Origin of the sequence: Staphylococcus sp. HMSC068G11 (assembly GCF_001815825.1) — a bacterium.
Taxonomy (GTDB): domain Bacteria; phylum Bacillota; class Bacilli; order Staphylococcales; family Staphylococcaceae; genus Staphylococcus; species Staphylococcus epidermidis.
In genome coordinates this window covers 108,491-126,232 of record NZ_KV822075.1, presented here as the reverse complement: position 1 = coordinate 126,232, position 17,742 = coordinate 108,491, and the positions used below count along the sequence as shown (strand labels likewise).

The window sequence follows — 17,742 nt, the reverse complement described above, 5'->3', positions numbered from 1 at the left end:
AAAGTTATAGCATCTATTATATACGTTTTACATAAAAAAGTAATCAGCATACACAAATAAAAAAGCAGAGTATTATCCAATAAGCATTGATAGTTTTGTCAACGTAATATTGGTCAAAGAAAAAATTGGTAAATAAACGTCATTCAATCACCGACTGTCTTCGATAAAAAAGAACCCGAGACAAGTATCTATGTCCCAGATTCTTAAGGTTTTGTAGATATTTAGTTTGAAGTGTCATGCCTTTAGTTTCCTGAATTTGATCCATTCAAGATATTTTCTAGTTTAGCTTTAATACTATCAAATTTTGTATTGATGTCTTCAAGCATGTTGTTAACTTTACTTTGATTTTCGTTATTAAGTTGCGCGTTATTTGCATTTTTCAGTTTATCGATTTGGTTTTGATAAAATTTTGTGAATTTAGAATCCGCATTGGTTTCTTCATTTTGTTTTAATTGATCAATTTGATTTTGTAGTTTATCAATTTGGGATTGGGTGTCCTTTTTATTTTTAATATCGCTTTTGGCTGAATCAACTTGTCGATTAATATCGTCGTTTTGATTTTCAACTTCTTTTTTATAGTTTTGTGAAACGTTAGGGTCATTACTTACTTTATCATTATTATGATTGATAATTGCACGTGTGATAAAGATAGCTACTATAATGAGTAAAATGACTATGATTGCAATCAGCCATTTTTTAGTTTTGCTTGATTTTTCATTTTCTTCTTCTAATTGTTGCTCACGTCGATAGTCTCTTCCATTGTAATAACGTTCAGGATGATTTTCATACTCTCTATCATTTTTACTTTGTGTTGCACGATTTGAATTTGCTCTCTGTTGCGACTCTTGATGTTGTCGATACATATCTTCTTCTGAACGTTTACGATGATTTTGATATTGGTCATCATATTTGTATGAATCTCTATATTTATCTGTTCGTTTCATATTGTCACCTCATTTAATAATTATGCTCAATCATTTTTTATTTTTAATTGTAAAAGTCGTGCGATATTTGCTGTTGTATGTTTAATATGAAGTTCGGCTTCTTTCAAAGCTTCGTCAATGTGGCATGGACGTTCCATGATACTAAACACGCTATCGATACCGTGGTGATAAATTGCTTCGTAATCTTTTCCTAAACTACCACAAATAGCAATGACGGGTATATCATATGATTTTGCAACTTTGGCTACGCCAATAGGTGTTTTGCCATAGATTGTTTGTTTATCCATTTTACCTTCGCCAGTAACAACTAAATTCGCATCTTTTATTCTTTGTTTAAATTGAGTCTCTTCAAGAACTACATCAATTCCAGGAAGTAATTCAGCGTTTAGAAACGCAATTAATGCTGTTCCCATACCTCCTGCAGCACCAGCGCCTGGGATATCTTTTACATTCACATTTAATTCTCTTTCAATTTTATCATGATAGTGACGTAATGCTGAATCCAACTTTGGTATCATCTTTTGCTGAGCGCCTTTTTGTGGACCATAAACTATTGTTGCTCCATTATCTCCTAATAATGGATTAGTTACATCACAGGCTACTTTAATATTCACATCTTTCAATCGTGGGTTTATACGAGTAATATCAATGTATTCTATTTGAGATAGGGCTAAACCTCCATCGCGAATTTCTTGATTGTTTTTATCTTTAAAAGAGACACCTAAAGCCTTTAACATTCCTACACCGCCATCATTCGTGGCACTTCCTCCTATTCCTAAAATAATTTTATTAACACCGTGATTAAGTGCATCATTAATGAGTTGGCCGGTACCGTACGAAGTTGTAATAGATGGATTTCTTTCATCTTTACTCAATAATGCTAGTCCTGAAGCAGCTGCCATTTCAATGATTGCTGTACGGTGTTCATCGCTTCTCGCATAACTTGCCATGATATTTCTATTAAGTGGATCTTTTACTTCTACACAATAAGAGGTAGCATTTAAGGCTTCTTTCAATACTTCGGTAGTTCCTTCGCCACCATCAGCCATAGGAATAATGTCATATATTGTACTAGAATCGAACACCTCTTGGAATCCTTCTTTAATAGCAAAAGCAGCTTCCTTCGCTGACATACTTTCTTTAAAAGAATCAGGTGCAATGATAACTTTATATGGTGACATTTATATCACTTCCTAAACAATTGGTTTATATTTATTCTATCCAAAAATGAAATTAAACTAAAGAAATCTTGATAATTAAAATGGAAATCATACGTGAATTGTATAATAATAAGAATATAAAATTGATGATGAGAATATGTATATATTAATATGATTAAAGATTCAATAAATGCCTATATAATTTGAGCAGATAACTGAATGAATCACATAAAAAAGAGAATAAACATGATAATCGTTTAAATGTTAGTTTTGAATTACATCATGAAGAACAGAGAGGTCAACAATGAATTACTTAAAACAATATGAATCATTTTTTTGGTTAATAGGAATTTTTATTTTTTATCTTATAATGGCAATTTTAACGCCATTATCAACTACGGATTGGCATGCATATAAAGTTAATCTAAGCCAATATTTGACTCAAGAAAATGGTCGTTATTTAGGACATTTATTTGAATGGGTAGCCGTACATAATGTCATATTAAAAGCTTTGATATATGCGATAACTTCGTTTTTGGTTATTTATATAGTCGTTTATATGGTTCAATTACATACGAATCGTATTTATTTTATTTTGAGTTTCGTGTTTATGGTTACTGTGCCTAATACAATTTATAGCGAAACTTACGGGTGGTTTACTGGATTTTTTAGTTATATACCTGCTACAGTCCTATCACTTTTTATTCTTTTTATGGTAGTTAAAATAATTGAGTCGCACGATACAGTTTCTGAAATGCAATTATGGGTGTTTTTATTAGTAAGTTTGTTTGGACAATTCTTCTTGGAGAATGTTTCTATTGCTAATAGCCTAATTATTTTAATAGGATTGGTAGTCTATTTCTTTGTTAAAAAAAGACTCAGTTATTTCTTAATTGTAGGATTGATGCTTAGTTGTATAGGTAATATTATAATGTTTTTAAACTTTAATTATTTTTTAATTAAGGATGGATTAAATACGCATTATTCAATTTCCGATAGTCAGGGAATGATACATAAAGCAGGTGTGACGTTATTTAAGCTGGTACCACAATATATGTTTATTAATCAAATGATTATTCTTACTGTGATATCAATAGTAAGTATAGTTTTACTTAAGCAAAATAAAAGCCTGAAGCATATGAGAACTTATATTAAAATACCACTACTCTTAGGTTTAATTATTTTACCTGTTTATAAGATCTTTGTTTACAATCAATTTCATTTTGAATTATATAAAGCATCAATTTCTATAGCTGTTTTGAATACAACGATTTGCTTTATTTACATGATGAGTGTGATATACGTTGTGTTTAAAACGATACAGCAAAGATACATAAAAATGATTGCGATAGGAAGTTTTATAGCTATGGCTTCATCTGTTTTGCCACTTTTATTTGTGACGCCTATAAGTTATAGAAATTTTTATTTTATTTATACTTTATGGATTGTGATATTACTTTGTTTAATTCAGCAATGTGATGTGCTATTTAAACAACTAGAATATATAATTAAAATATTTGCGATTATCATCAGCATTATTATGATGATTGGATTTGCTTTTATACATATTAGTAGTGTGCACAGAATAGACGTCATTAAAGAACAAATAACACAACATCAGAAAATAACATTGGAAAGATTACCATTTGAGCGATATACTCATATGACTACACCAAAATCAAAAGAACAACTTCAAGATTTCAAACACTATTATAATTTGCCCAAAGACATCACATTTAAAATAGTCCCATATGGTACAAAACAATAACTGTTCAAAGGGGAAATATGATGAAGTTAACCCGAATACATTATGAAATTATAAAATTTATCATAGTTGGTGGAATTAATACCTTTAACTACTATATAGCATATTTATTTTTGTTAAAGGTGTTACATGTGAATTATATGGTTAGTCACATTGTTGGATTTATTGTAAGTTTTATTATTTCATATTATTTAAATTGTTATTTTGTATATAAAGTAAAACCTACAATAGAAAAGTTTTTAAGATTTCCTATCACACAGATAGTCAATATGGGAATGCAAACGTTATTATTATATATATTCGTAAAGTGGTTGAATATCGCTTCAGAAATTGCACCTTTTGCGGGTCTAATCATTACAATCCCAGTGACATTTATACTTTCCAAGTGGTTACTTAGAGATAAAGTTTAATGTATTCACAAGCACTATTTTTTCCTTTAAGATGAATTGAATTTCTTTTTCAAATATTTACCCTTTATTATTTAGAAAAAATTAATGTATATAAGTCTTTACATATTTATATATGTACAAGGCTTATTTTTAATTGAATAAATAAGTAACTGAAGGAAAGTAATTTTTAGGCATATCTAATGAAATTATTAGATGAGGGATATAAAAAATGTAGAAATAAAAAAACGTTGTCATTGTGGAACTGATAATTCATACTAATATTAGCAAAAAATAAAGGTGGTAAGTGAAGGTGACTCAAAATGAAAATTTGAAGTTAGCGCAACGAGGTGCATATCTTAGTTTAGTCATCTATATTATACTTTCAATTGCTAAATATATGACTGGATATGTTTATGATTCGGCGGCAGTTAGAGCAGATGCTTTAAATAACATGACAGACATTTTAGTTTCAGTAGCAGTTATCGTCGGACTTAAAATCTCTATTAAACCTGCTGATCAAAACCACCCATATGGGCACTTAAAATCTGAAAATATTTCCACATTGTTAGTATCATTCATTATCATGTTTGTGGGAATACAAGTTATCATAGAAAACTTTCCGAGATTGTTTACACATGATTCACATATTCCTAACTTTATTACTATTATTATAAGTATAATCAGTGGTCTTGTGATGTTATGTGTCTTTGCTATTAATTATCGATTATCTAAAAGAACGAAAAGTAGCTCATTAAAATCAGCAGCTAAAGATAATTTATCTGATAGTTTAGTGAGTATTGGCACTGCCATTGGTTTATTGTTGACACAAATTGGATTTCCAATTATCGATATTATATTGGCAAATATTTTAGGTTTATTAATCGTGTTTACAGGTTTTGGAATTTTTAAAGAGTCGATTTTTACGCTAAGTGATGGTTTCAATGAACAAGATTTAGAGGAATACAGACTAGACATATTAGAAGTTGAAGATGTAATTGATGTTAATAATATTAAAGGTAGATATCATGGGAGTAGTATCTTTATTGATGTGACCATTGTAGTAGATCCTTATCTTTCACTTTATGAAGCGCATCAGATTTGTGATAAAGTTGAAATTCATTTACATAGTAAAGGAATTTCGTCTGTATATGTACATCCAGAACCCTATACTACAAAAGACGAAGTAAAATAAAATATATAAGTAGTCAATCATTACCTGACCATTAGGTAGTGGTTGGCTTTTTTATTTTAAACCAGAATCATTACCTGGAAATTACTAAAATAGTCATATTATCATTTGAGAAATTAAGAATTATAGTTCTATAATAAAAGTAAGGGTAGAGAAAAAAGAATCAATTTATTACTAGTGCTATTTTAATGGAATTACTACATTGATTGATATTTAAATAGATTTGTAGTTAATTCATTGTAACTACATTTAGATTATAGAAAGGAAGTTTTGATTTATGCCACAATTAATACTATGTCGACACGGACAAAGTGAATGGAATGCCAAAAATTTATTTACAGGTTGGGCCGATGTCAAACTATCAAAACAAGGCATTGAAGAGGCGAAATCAGCTGGTAAAAAAATTTACGACAATCAAATTGAAATTGATATTGCTTTTACCTCTTTACTCACTAGAGCTTTAGAAACAACACAACATATTTTAGCAGGTTCTGACCAACAGTGGATTCCAGTCCATAAAAGTTGGCGTTTAAATGAACGACATTATGGTGGTTTACAAGGTTTAAACAAAGATGATGCGAGAAAAAAATGGGGAGAAGATCAGGTGCATCAATGGAGACGCTCATATGATGTCCGTCCGCCTAGAGAAAGTGAAGAACAACGAGAAGCATATTTAAAAAATCGTCGCTATCAACATATTGATCACCGTATGATGCCTTATTGTGAAAGTTTGAAAGATACATTAGAACGCGTTGTTCCGTTTTGGACTGATCATATTTCACAACACTTATTAGATGATAAAACTGTACTTGTTTCGGCCCACGGAAATTCCATTCGCGCATTAATTAAGTATTTAGAAGGTTTATCAGAAGAAGATATCGTTGGATATGAAATTAAAACAGGTGCACCACTAGTATATGAACTTACAGATGATTTAGTTGTTAAGGATAAATATTATTTATAACAAGATGTATATAGTTTAGAACATTTTCATATCATAATAAATAAACCATTCAATGGTCAGTATTGATTTCATTGAATGGCTTATTTTTTGTGTGAAGTGATATTTAAAACAATTAAATTATAGATAAATTTGTGAAACCTAAGTTATTGAGTGGATTAAATTAAAATAATTGACGATTGTCACATTTATTTCGAACGTTGATGCTGTTTTATTATTTTTAAAGCACGTTTTCGTGTTTTGATGTTAGGACTATTGAGGTTGCGTCTTGCTGTTTGTAAATTCTGTTTCATCTTATCTTCCTCCTTGTATAACACTATTATGAAAGAAATTAAGTTATTTGTAAATAGTAATTATTACGATTTGTATATATCATTTAAACTAATAGTTTATAGAGTTTGAACTTTCTGAACACTTGTTAGCAAGTAACTCTTTATTGACTATTATGTAATAACGGGATAAAATATTTTTATTCCGATTAGAATAATAAGAATAAGGGGTTTGATTAAATGAAAAGACTTTTACTTTGCATTGTTGCACTTGTTTTTGTTTTAGCAGCCTGTGGCAACAATTCATCTAATAATAAAGATAATCAATCAAGCAGTAAAGACAAGGATACGTTAAGAGTTGGTACAGAAGGTACATATGCGCCCTTTACTTACCATAATAAAAAAGATCAATTAACAGGTTATGATATTGATGTGATTAAAGCCGTTGCAAAAGAAGAGAATCTTAAACTTAAATTTAATGAAACGTCATGGGATTCAATGTTTGCAGGATTAGATGCTGGTCGTTTTGATGTTATTGCAAATCAAGTGGGTGTGAATAAAGATAGAGAGAAAAAATATAAATTCTCTGAACCTTACACATATTCAAGTGCTGTACTTGTTGTTCGTGAAAACGAAAAAGGTATTACATCATTCAATGATGTAAAAGGTAAAAAGTTAGCACAAACGTTTACGTCTAACTATGGTCAATTGGCTAAAGATAAGGGTGCAGACATTACTAAGGTAGATGGATTTAACCAATCAATGGACTTACTATTATCTAAACGCGTAGATGGTACATTTAACGACAGTTTATCTTACTTAGATTACAGAAAACAAAAGCCTAACGCGAAAATTAAAGCAATCAAAGGACATGCAGAACAAAATAAATCAGCATTTGCATTCTCTAAGAAGGTTGATGAAAAAACGATTGAGAAATTTAATAAAGGCCTAGAAAAAATTAGAGATAATGGTGAATTAGCTAAAATTGGTAAGAAATGGTTTGGTCAAGATGTTTCTAAACCTGAATAATGAACAACAACATGCATTAGATGCAGCCAAACAAGCATTTGGTCCAATGTTAGAGGGATTGGTGAAATACTCAATCCCTATTACTTTGGTCACTTTCATTCTAGGTTTAATCATTGCATTGTTTACTGCACTTATGCGTATATCAACCAGTAAATTACTTAGAGGTATTGCGCGTGTCTATGTATCAATTATTCGTGGTACACCTATGATTGTACAGTTATTTATTATTTTCTACGGTATACCGGAGCTTGGAAGATTGGTAACTAACAATGCTGATAATCAATGGACACTTGCACCTGTTATTGCTGCAGTCATTGGTTTATCTTTAAATGTTGGTGCTTATGCTTCTGAAATTATCCGAGGAGGTATATTGTCTATTCCTAAAGGACAAACAGAAGCGGCTTATTCGATAGGTATGAACTATAGACAAACTGTGCAACGTATTATCTTACCACAAGCCATTCGTGTATCTATACCAGCACTAGGAAACACATTTTTAAGTTTAATTAAAGATACATCATTACTTGGATTTATTCTTGTTGCAGAAATGTTTAGAAAGGCACAAGAAGTTGCTTCGACAACGTATGAGTATCTAACTATTTATTTGTTAGTAGCTTTAATGTATTGGGTCGTATGTTTTGTCATCTCAATTATCCAAGGATGGTATGAATCACGCATTGAAAGAGGGTATCGCTCATGATTGAATTGTCTCATATCCATAAGTCTTTTAATGAAACTGAAGTGATTAAAGGTATTGACTTGAAAATTAATCAAGGTGAAGTTGTGACACTAATTGGACGTTCAGGTTCAGGTAAAACGACTTTACTTAGAATGATTAATGCTTTAGAGATACCTACTGAAGGCACAGTATATGTCAATGGCATGACATATACTGCTAAAGATAAGAAATCTCAAATTAAAGTAAGACAACAATCAGGAATGGTTTTTCAAAATTATAATTTATTTCCACATAAATCTGCATTAGAAAACGTTATGGAAGGTCTTATAACAGTTAAAAAGATGAATAAAGCAACGGCTAATGAAGAAGCAATGAATTTATTGGCTAAGGTTGGATTGGTACATGTTAAAGATCAACGGCCACATGCTTTATCAGGAGGGCAACAACAACGTGTCGCAATTGCACGTGCATTAGCTATGAATCCTAAAGTGATGTTATTTGATGAGCCAACATCTGCACTTGATCCTGAATTGGTCAATGATGTATTAAAAGTCATTAAAGAATTGGCTGACGAAGGTATGACAATGGTCATTGTGACTCACGAGATGCGTTTTGCCAAAGAAGTTTCCAATCAAATTGCTTTTATTCATGAGGGCGTCATTGCAGAACAAGGTACGCCTGAAGATATATTTAATCACCCCAAAACAGAAGAGCTTCAGCGATTTTTAAATGTGATTAATGAAAAATAGAATAGTAATATTATAGAAATGGAGCCTGAGACATAAATTGCAATGTCTCAGGCTCCTTTGAGTGTATAGAAAGTCAATGACTTAAACTCGTGTGCATTGATATTTAGTTTTTTATCTAGGTTGGAGGAATCGAATTGATTAGAATTCGATTCCTATTTGCTAATTAATAATTATCTACGGTTTTCTAACTCTTGTTTAACTTTATAAAACAGTGGTTTAATTGGTTTAATAAAATCACCAATATATTCATAAATTTTAGCGTTAAATCCTTCTTTAAATTTTTGAACGCCAGCATCTTCGGCATTTTCACTAAAGTCTCCGGTAACACCGTAGAAATTATATCTATCGATATTATGTTCTTTTGCAAATTGAATCATATCCCATTGTAATCGATATGCTCCCATATAAGCATTATATTTAGGGTTAGAGCCACTTGATAAGTAATACACTTCGTGATCATTATATATATATAATGCTGCAGCAAGATGAAGAACTTGACCTTCTTCTGCTATTTTCTCTTTAGTTTGTCTGATTTTACGCGCATTACTATCGAATTGTTGCTTGACTTGTGTATGTTTCGTTTTATTTTTCTTAGAATTTGGATTTTCTTCTAATGTTTTTTCAACATCTTTTAGTTGTTGATTAAGGTTTTGATGTTTAGTTTGCAACGTATCTAAATAATCTTGTAAATCGATGTAAGCAAGTTTTAACATAGCATGATCTTCATACGTTTTTTGCATCTCAACAAAATAAGGCTCTTCACGGAATTTAAAGCCATGTTTTTCTTCAGCCATTTTGAATAATTCAAAAAATGTATCTGTTTCTTCAATGGGTAATGTTTTAACTTTAACACCCATTTCATAAGTCTTTTTAATATTTCGACGTGTTTGGTAATCCATTTCTTTTAATAATTGATCTTCAGATTTATCTTTAAGGTTAAGTACTGATAACCAGCGGATTTGGCTCATTGTATCATAACCTACAGTGTATCCTTGGTGTTTATAGCCTAATTCTTCCATTGTTTTAATCAATGCGCGATTATCAAAGGATTCAATGATTTCTCCATTAGGTTGACGTAAATTTTCTAATACATAAGGGTCAACGAGTACATATAAACAATTGTGTTTTTTTAAATAAGCAGTAAGTGATTTAAAAAAGAAGCGAACTAAAACTAAATTGTTAAAGTCCATGACTGGTCCTCTATGTGTGTAGAAATACTTAAAGAATTTTAGAGAACGTGCCTCTGTTAATAAGCACGCAGCAATGACATCTTCTTGATCATCTTTAACTCCCACTAAATGTACGTCACCTTTTGTTTTCGATCTATTATTATAATGTATACTGGATTGTGTGTAATGCGAGAAATTTTCTGAAGTAAATTGCTCGAATTCTTCAGAAGTTAAATTTACAAATTTCATTATATTTCTTCACCTCTAAGTCAATTTCCATGTTTTATCGTCATGATATATATTACCAAACCCTAAACATCCTTACACATCATAACATAAAAAATTGTGTCATACTTTCGTATGAGGCCGTTTTATTTAAAAGAGAATAGATTTAAAAAGTAAGAGGTATAAAAAAATAAGTTAATGAAGATCGTACCTCTAAAGAGAATGTGATAAAATTTAAGTTGAAAGAATTGCTTAGATTAAATAACATGCTAATTGTAAACGTAGAGCTAAAGATATATTGACATTGTTTGATATGTTAAGTGTAAAAAGAGATTAACTTGAAGTTCTATGACATAGATATAGATAGCGTGAGTAGGAGTGAGTATGTTGAGGAAGTTATTAGTCGGGGTTAGTGTACTAACTTTATTATTAGCAGGTTGCATGAGCCACGAGTACGCAGACAAAATAGATAAAGCGGTTAAACTACAAGAGAAAAAGCAACAAAAAATTGCCAAAAACGATTCAGGTGATGAAGTTAAACATTTTGATAAAAAAGATGCCAATATTTATGTGTTTGACAAAGGAAAATATGTTGTATTGGAGTATAAACCACTTAGTGATGATGCTGAAGCGCGTTACTATACTTATGAATTTAAAGATAAAAAAGCATATTATAATAAAGACTTTAATGCAAAAGCATACTACCAATCTCATGAGCCTGACTACAAAGAAGAGAATATGTATTAATCGTTTTAGGAAAAGGAGAAACGATGAAAAAATTAATCGGATTATTGATGATTTTATGTATGGTTTTGCTATACAGTTGCTCAGGTCCAATGGACTCTCCAAAGCATTCTAATAATAGCAAACCTGTAGTGGTAATATACGGTGATTATAAGTGCCCTTATTGTAAAAAAACTGAAGATCGCGTAATGCCAAAGCTTAAGAAGAAGTATATTGATACAAACAAAATTAAATATCAATATGTGAATTTGGCATTCTTAGGAAAAGATTCAATTGTAGGTTCAAGAGCGCAGCATGCGGTAAATCATTATGCTCCCGAGAAGTCACTTGAATTTCAGAAGTTAATGTTTAATCAACAAAAAGATGAACATAAGCAATGGATTACAACACGTCTTGTTGATAAGCAAATTGATGAATTAAGTATCAGTGATGACACAAAGAAAAAAATAAAGACTGATTATAAAACTAAAGGTTCCATCTCGTGGAAAAAAGCCAAGGAAGATCAACAAATTGCGAAGAAAAATCACATCAAGCAAACACCTACAGCGTTTGTTAATGATACCAAGGTTGAAGATCCATATGACTTTTCTAGCTACGAGATGTTGCTAGAAAACGAAAAGTGAAAGTATCTGTAATATTAGTTAATATATTAATCTTTATTTATTTAAAATGCCTGAGACTAATCATTGTCTCGGGTGTTTTTTAATTTTGACAGTCGCTTGCTAATCAAAAACAGGCGTGTATTAATCATATTTAATTTGTTTTTAGCAACAAGAACTACAAATTAAGCGTGATGTTTTCCTGAATTTTCTTCGATATTTTAGAATTAATGAAATTATCTTAAGCGTATTATTTTTGTTAATATAGAGGCAATTGATTTTTTAAAATGTGAGGTACATATATGACGATAGAAAAAAAGAAAAATAAGATTATTTTTACTAGAACTTTTAGTGCACCAATTAATAAGGTATTTGATGCTTATACAAAGCGGGAACTATTTGAACAATGGTTTCATCCTCAAGACGCATCTGTCACAGTTTATAATTTTAATGCTACGAAAGGTGGAAGCGCTTTTTATGCTATTCAAGCGCCTCAGATGACAAGTTATACTATTGCTGAATATCTGCAAGTGGATGCACCATATTATATAGAGTATTTAGACTATTTTGCTACCTCAAAAGGGGAAAAAGACACAAGTATGCCTGGTATGCATATTACTTTGAATTTTGAAGAAGTAAAAGGAAAGACTACTGTAACATCTACATCGACTTTTCCAACTGAAGGTGCTGCCCAGCAAGCGATAGATATGGGTGTAGAACAAGGTATGAATTCAACTCTTAATCAGTTAGAGAAATTACTAAATCAAAAGTGACATACATCTCGATCGTATACCTAACCAAAGAAACGTGAAAAAATTTGAGTAAATCGTTACACTTTGATGAAATGTCATAAAGTTTTCAGTTATATTGTTTAATTATTGAAAATGCTATGTATATAAACTTTTTTTAAAATTTCTATATCCTATAAATAAAATTTAATATACACATATGTCATTCTTACTTATATAATAAGTGTGAGAATAATAATGTGGATAGGATGAGAAGACATGTTCAAGAACAACAAAAGTATTGAAGATACTTATGCAACAAAATCTATTATTCAGAATATCGTTGGTCAGGCACAAATCAAACAAGTGATGGCAAAACAAACACCCATGAGATATACGTTGAAAGCAATCATGGCTGGTTTTCTATTATCAATCGTTACAGTTTTTATGTTAGCAATTAAAACACAATTCGCTTCAACGCATAACGACGGTTTAATCAATCTGATGGGAGCTATTGCGTTTAGTTTAGGTCTCGTATTAGTTGTGTTAACCAACTCTGAATTATTAACAAGTAATTTTATGTATCTGACTGTTGGTTGGTATTATAGAGCAATTAGTGTAAGTAAAATGATATGGATTTTTATTTTCTGTTTTATAGGTAATATCTTAGGTGGATTTATTTTATTTTTCCTAATGAAATATGCACATGTTATGACGCCAGAAATGACAGATAGCTTAACAGCATTAGTACATAAAAAAACAGTAGAATCGACTTGGTTAAACATTTTGATTAAAGGTATATTTTGTAATTTCTTTATTAATATCGGTATTTTTATTTCAATGCAGTTTAAAGAAGGATTAGCCAAAGCATTCTTTATAGCTTGTGGAGTGATAGTTTTTGTATTTATGGGTTATGAACACGTTGTTTTTAATGCTGGATTATATGCAGGTATGATGTTCTTTAATATGGATGGATTATCTTGGTTGGGTGTGCTGAAAAATATTGTTTTTGCATTCCTTGGAAACTATATCGGTGGAGGCATTTTTATTGGATTAGTGTATGCATATTTGAACGGTAAACGTGACAGCCTTCAACCATAGGGGACTATTAAATAATTGAGATTTAATCACTAGTCATTATCATATTGACATCTTCAAGTGTGATAGAAATGGATGTCTTGCTTCATGTTGAAAGTGTTTAAATTATAAAGTATCATTGCATCATTGAAGTGATATATAGATTAAAGAGATGAAATCTCGAAATAGAGAAGATGAGTAAGGCTTTAGTTCTGTAGTTACGTTGCCCTACTTCAAACTCGAAATCTATTTTAGATTTTAAAAATAAAGTTATTATATTTAGAATTCTGTCTTATGCTTCTATACGTTTATAAACCTGGGATATTTACAGATATTCCAGGTTTTATTTATCAGTAATAGAATATTGACACTTTATAAAAATGATAATAAACATTTATTGACGCGCACTTATAAAAAATTTAATCTATAGTTCATGTGGATGTTCAGTACTTAAGGAGTGAAAAATATGTCAAATATTAATATTAGGGTGGCACATGAACAAGATGTTGAAGAATTACATAGCATCATGCAAGTTGCTTTTACCCCTTTAAGAGAACTTGGTATTGATTGGCCATCAGTTCACGCTGATCTTGAAATGGTTAGGGATAATTTAAGACAAAATACTACATTTGTACTTGAAAATGAAAAAGAAATTATTTCAACGATTACGGTCTGTTATTCATGGAGTAGTGTAAAACCCATTTCAAGTTATCCGTTCGTTTGGTGGTTTGCAACACGACCAACATATGATGGACAAGGGTATGGTAGTCAACTTTTAAAATATGTAGAGGAGACATTTTTACGCGATACTTTAAAAGCTGCTGCGGTAACCTTAGGAACATCAGCACGTTTGCACCCTTGGTTATTAAACATTTATGAAAAGCGGGGTTATGAAATATACGCTAAACATGAAAATGATGATGGTGATTTAGGAGTCATAATGCGTAAAATTTTAATACCAGAACAATTTAATGAGGACATTTTGGGCCGACCGCCATTTTAGAAATATTTTTGTGTTCTAGAATGATAACTTAATGAAATAGAATTCTAATGTCTTAGTGACCCTAATTGTATTATTTGTACAATACTTGATAACAATCTATATTTTGAACTCTATACTAGAGTTCAAAAATGAATAATTACATTTTTATTTCAGTCATTGACTGAGCATACTTTAAGAAAGCCTTGGACATATTTTTGTCCAAGGCTCGTATCAATTATTATTCTTTTTTACTTAATTTATAATCAATTAAATAGATAGATTCTGGTGTAACATTAAAATGTCTTACATTATTATTCACACCATCTATTTGAGAGTTGTAAGTGATATAGCTGTTAGGAACATCTTTTTTAGATTCATTTAGTATTTCATTAGTCACTTGAGCACGTTGTTTGTCACCGAAAGTAGTATTTAATTTTTTAATTAACTGAGTGACTTTAGGATTACTATAATTACCTTTATTTAATGCACCTTCAGGTAAGTATGCAGTGTTAAAGAAATAACCTGTATCACCACGTGGCACACTTAAATAACTATACATTGAAACATCCCAAGCCTGTTTGTTTTGGAGATAACCTTCGATATCATCTACATTGCGTAATTGTATATCAACATTTGCTTTTTTAGCTTCTGATTGTATCACCTGTCCAATTTTAGGCAATTCTGGTCGGCCATCGTATGTGACCATATTTAATTTAAGAGGATGCGATTTGGAATAACCTTCTTTAGCTAAAAGTTCCTTTGCACGCTTGATGTCTTGTGATTGAATTTCTTCTTTTTCTAATGATTTTAATCGATGGTTGAAAGGACCTGATGCAGGATCAGCATAATTTTTAGAAACATTTTTAGCAATGTCTTTTCGATTGATAATCATATCTAGTGCTTCTCTTACTTTTTTATTAACTTTTTTACTATCATGATTGTATAACATTAAATGCGTTCTAAAGCCTGATGTACTTTGAATCTTTGCTTTGTTAGATTTTTTTACATCATCAACGCGTTCAATTGGAACATCAGTAGTCAAATCTGATTTGCCTGCTAATAAGTGATCAACACGAGTATTACCATCTTCATGATAAGTGACATTAATTCTTTTTAATTTTGGCGTACCTTGCCAGTAGTCTTTGAATTGTTTTAATACGATTTTTTGCGAACGTTTATACCGGTCAATTTGATAAGGACCTGTACCAACAGGTTGATCAGTTACTTTGTTTTTAGCTTTTGTGTCGTAAATAGCAGCAAATGGGCTTGCAAGTTCAGACTTTAATTCTGGATAAGGTTCTTTAGTATTGATTGTGACTTTTTGTCCATGAGCATTGATTGATTTTATAGGAAGTGATCCTTTTAACAAATCACTTTTTTTCATTCCCTCTTCAAGACTGCGTTTTACAGCTTCGCCTGTTAAATGATGACCGTTTTGAAATTTAATATTATCTTTTAATGTGAGTTCTAGTTGATTGTCAGATACTTGATGATATTTTTTGACTAATAAAGGTTTAACTTTACCATTTTTCGACATTTTAAAAAGCGATTCCAAGGCACCTGTTTTAACTGGGATATCAGTTTCGTAAGGTGCAATTGATTTAGTTTTCAAAGGTATTTCAACATTGAGGGTGTCTTTGTCTGTACTTGAGGTGCCCCCACAGCTCGCTAAAACAAAAGATATCATGACAATAAGAGTAATCAATTTTTTCATAAATGAAATCCTCTCTAAATATGAATTATTTGAGATATTTAAAAATGTAATTATGTAGTAAATATATATACAATTGGCATGATTATATTTATAAACTCTCAACGAATTTTATTATATAACTTATAATTTAAAAAATAAAATTTTTGACAACTATGATAGTACATTTATTTAAGATACTACAATATACATTGGTACATAAATGTGATTTAATTATTCGTAATAATGATAATACAAAAGGGTGGGATAATTATGATAGGTAATATTCTAGTCGCTCATGGTATGAGAAAAGGAAATCAGAATGAAGCTTTAGAAGAATTTATCGGAACTCTATTAAAAGATGAGCAATATTATTATGAGTTAGCATTTTTAGAAAGTGAAACACAAAATCTTGAAATCATAATGGAGAAGATGATTAAGCAAGGAATTACAAAATTTCGTATTGTACCTTTACTCATTTTTAGTGCAATGCATTATGTCAGTGATATTCCACAAATACTTAAAGAGATGAAAGCTCGATATCCACAAATTGATAGTAAAATGAGTGCGCCTCTTGGTACACATCCATATATGAAAACATTGGTAGAAAATAGAATTGCTGATGAAAAAGTCGGTGAAGATTCAACCCAAGCAACTATAGTAATTGCCCATGGAAATGGAAGTGGACGTTTTACGAAAGCACATGATGAATTAAAAGCATTTGTTAAAACGCTTGATAGTCATCATCCTGTTTATGCAAGAGCTTTATATGGGACATTAGCATTTAAAAATGATTTAGATAAAATCTCAGAGCAATATGACGAGTTAGTCATTGTCCCATTATTTTTATTTGATGGTAGATTAGTGAATAAAGTAAAACGCCTTTTAGGTGAAATGACATTGCATAGTCAATTACACATAACGCCATCGATTAACTTTGATCCAATTTTAAGATTAATTATTAGAGAAAGACTTGAAGCGTTAGATATTTAATATGTGTCAATTATTTTAAACAAATTAAAAAAATATAAATGATATGATTCGCTAAGGTTGGGGGCTGGGACAAAATTCCTAGCTAAATAGCCAGTAAATGAGTTTTATATAAATTCATTTACTGGCTTCTTTATTTACAATACTACGTATTGTTGGCTCGCTTTCTTAGGGGACAGCTTCAGCCTGTAGTCTTCAACTTGTCCTGTTCCCTCAAGAGTCTCGCCAAAATACTTTGTATTTATATGTAATTTTACATTGAAATACTTTAAAAATAAGGCACTTTCGTATAATTTAATAAACATCACTAAACTAAATTAACGAGGTGCCTTATGCACAAAGATTATAATATGACTCAATATACTCTACTAATGGAAACTTCAGTTCTTATCCCCACAAATGAT

At 30.7% G+C, this 17,742-nt stretch carries 18 protein-coding genes; 13 read left to right on the top strand and 5 right to left on the bottom strand.

Features of this window, described 5'->3' with window-relative positions:
* Positions 1-242 precede the first annotated feature (242 nt).
* Entirely contained in the window at positions 243-944 is a 702-nt protein-coding gene (locus HMPREF3058_RS05590) for a membrane protein (protein WP_002486765.1), read from the bottom strand.
* A gap of 26 nt (positions 945-970) precedes the next feature.
* Complete coding sequence (locus HMPREF3058_RS05585; RefSeq protein WP_002491035.1) at positions 971-2,125, bottom strand: glycerate kinase; 1,155 nt, start codon at positions 2,123-2,125, stop codon at positions 971-973.
* A 283-nt stretch (positions 2,126-2,408) separates the two neighbouring features.
* On the opposite strand from HMPREF3058_RS05585, the gene HMPREF3058_RS05580 reads away from it, so the two are divergent.
* From HMPREF3058_RS05580 to HMPREF3058_RS05565, 4 genes are all read left to right on the top strand, one after another.
* A complete protein-coding gene (locus tag HMPREF3058_RS05580; RefSeq protein ID WP_070731200.1) occupies positions 2,409-3,872 on the top strand; it encodes a hypothetical protein in 1,464 nt (487 codons plus the stop codon).
* A 20-nt stretch (positions 3,873-3,892) separates the two neighbouring features.
* Positions 3,893-4,279 (top strand): GtrA family protein, encoded by a 387-nt coding sequence (locus HMPREF3058_RS05575; protein WP_002495945.1) that lies wholly within the window; start codon positions 3,893-3,895, stop codon positions 4,277-4,279.
* A 289-nt stretch (positions 4,280-4,568) separates the two neighbouring features.
* On the top strand, positions 4,569-5,450 hold the full coding sequence (locus HMPREF3058_RS05570) for a cation diffusion facilitator family transporter (RefSeq protein ID WP_002491079.1): 882 nt from the start codon (positions 4,569-4,571) through the stop codon (positions 5,448-5,450).
* A 274-nt stretch (positions 5,451-5,724) separates the two neighbouring features.
* Positions 5,725-6,411, top strand: a complete 687-nt coding sequence (locus tag HMPREF3058_RS05565) for a 2,3-diphosphoglycerate-dependent phosphoglycerate mutase (RefSeq protein ID WP_002447182.1) — start codon at positions 5,725-5,727, stop codon at positions 6,409-6,411.
* Positions 6,412-6,596: 185 nt separating this feature from the next.
* Here HMPREF3058_RS05565 and HMPREF3058_RS11770 read toward each other — a convergent pair whose 3' ends face one another.
* The gene (locus HMPREF3058_RS11770) at positions 6,597-6,701 is read right to left on the bottom strand and encodes a putative metal homeostasis protein (protein ID WP_002438284.1); all 105 of its coding nucleotides are present in this window, start codon (positions 6,699-6,701) and stop codon (positions 6,597-6,599) included.
* Positions 6,702-6,917: 216 nt separating this feature from the next.
* Here HMPREF3058_RS11770 and HMPREF3058_RS05560 point away from each other — a divergent pair, with 216 nt between their 5' ends.
* Genes HMPREF3058_RS05560 through HMPREF3058_RS05550 form a run of 3 tightly spaced genes read left to right on the top strand, consistent with a single transcriptional unit; the run spans position 6,918 to position 9,134 of the window.
* Positions 6,918-7,706 carry a transporter substrate-binding domain-containing protein gene (locus HMPREF3058_RS05560; protein ID WP_002447183.1) on the top strand — a complete coding sequence of 263 codons (789 nt, stop codon included), beginning with the start codon at positions 6,918-6,920 and terminating at the stop codon, positions 7,704-7,706.
* On the top strand, positions 7,687-8,406 hold the full coding sequence (locus HMPREF3058_RS05555; protein ID WP_001831576.1) for an amino acid ABC transporter permease: 720 nt from the start codon (positions 7,687-7,689) through the stop codon (positions 8,404-8,406). The genes HMPREF3058_RS05560 and HMPREF3058_RS05555 overlap by 20 nt, the downstream gene beginning before the upstream one ends.
* Entirely contained in the window at positions 8,403-9,134 is a 732-nt protein-coding gene (locus tag HMPREF3058_RS05550) for an amino acid ABC transporter ATP-binding protein (protein ID WP_002447185.1), read from the top strand. Before HMPREF3058_RS05555 ends, HMPREF3058_RS05550 begins: the two co-directional genes overlap by 4 nt.
* Before the next feature lie 170 nt (positions 9,135-9,304).
* On the opposite strand, the gene HMPREF3058_RS05545 is transcribed toward HMPREF3058_RS05550, so the two are convergent.
* Complete coding sequence (locus HMPREF3058_RS05545; RefSeq protein ID WP_002447186.1) at positions 9,305-10,552, bottom strand: aminoacyltransferase; 1,248 nt, start codon at positions 10,550-10,552, stop codon at positions 9,305-9,307.
* A gap of 360 nt (positions 10,553-10,912) precedes the next feature.
* On the opposite strand from HMPREF3058_RS05545, the gene HMPREF3058_RS05540 reads away from it, so the two are divergent.
* From HMPREF3058_RS05540 to HMPREF3058_RS05520, 5 genes are all read left to right on the top strand, one after another.
* Complete coding sequence (locus HMPREF3058_RS05540) at positions 10,913-11,275, top strand: DUF4467 domain-containing protein (protein WP_002447187.1); 363 nt, start codon at positions 10,913-10,915, stop codon at positions 11,273-11,275.
* Positions 11,276-11,298: 23 nt separating this feature from the next.
* Positions 11,299-11,895 carry a DsbA family protein gene (locus HMPREF3058_RS05535; RefSeq protein WP_002447188.1) on the top strand — a complete coding sequence of 199 codons (597 nt, stop codon included), beginning with the start codon at positions 11,299-11,301 and terminating at the stop codon, positions 11,893-11,895.
* A 278-nt stretch (positions 11,896-12,173) separates the two neighbouring features.
* Positions 12,174-12,644 (top strand): SRPBCC family protein, encoded by a 471-nt coding sequence (locus HMPREF3058_RS05530; RefSeq protein ID WP_002447189.1) that lies wholly within the window; start codon positions 12,174-12,176, stop codon positions 12,642-12,644.
* Between the two features lie 234 nt (positions 12,645-12,878).
* Positions 12,879-13,700 (top strand): formate/nitrite transporter family protein, encoded by an 822-nt coding sequence (locus HMPREF3058_RS05525; protein WP_002490616.1) that lies wholly within the window; start codon positions 12,879-12,881, stop codon positions 13,698-13,700.
* Positions 13,701-14,142: 442 nt separating this feature from the next.
* The gene (locus HMPREF3058_RS05520; RefSeq protein WP_002491019.1) at positions 14,143-14,679 is read left to right on the top strand and encodes a GNAT family N-acetyltransferase; all 537 of its coding nucleotides are present in this window, start codon (positions 14,143-14,145) and stop codon (positions 14,677-14,679) included.
* Positions 14,680-14,896: 217 nt separating this feature from the next.
* Here HMPREF3058_RS05520 and nikA read toward each other — a convergent pair whose 3' ends face one another.
* Entirely contained in the window at positions 14,897-16,372 is a 1,476-nt protein-coding gene (gene nikA / locus HMPREF3058_RS05515; RefSeq protein ID WP_002499364.1) for a nickel ABC transporter substrate-binding protein, read from the bottom strand.
* Between the two features lie 249 nt (positions 16,373-16,621).
* On the opposite strand from nikA, the gene HMPREF3058_RS05510 reads away from it, so the two are divergent.
* Positions 16,622-17,341, top strand: a complete 720-nt coding sequence (locus HMPREF3058_RS05510; RefSeq protein ID WP_002491049.1) for a sirohydrochlorin chelatase — start codon at positions 16,622-16,624, stop codon at positions 17,339-17,341.
* Positions 17,342-17,742: the final 401 nt, after the last annotated feature.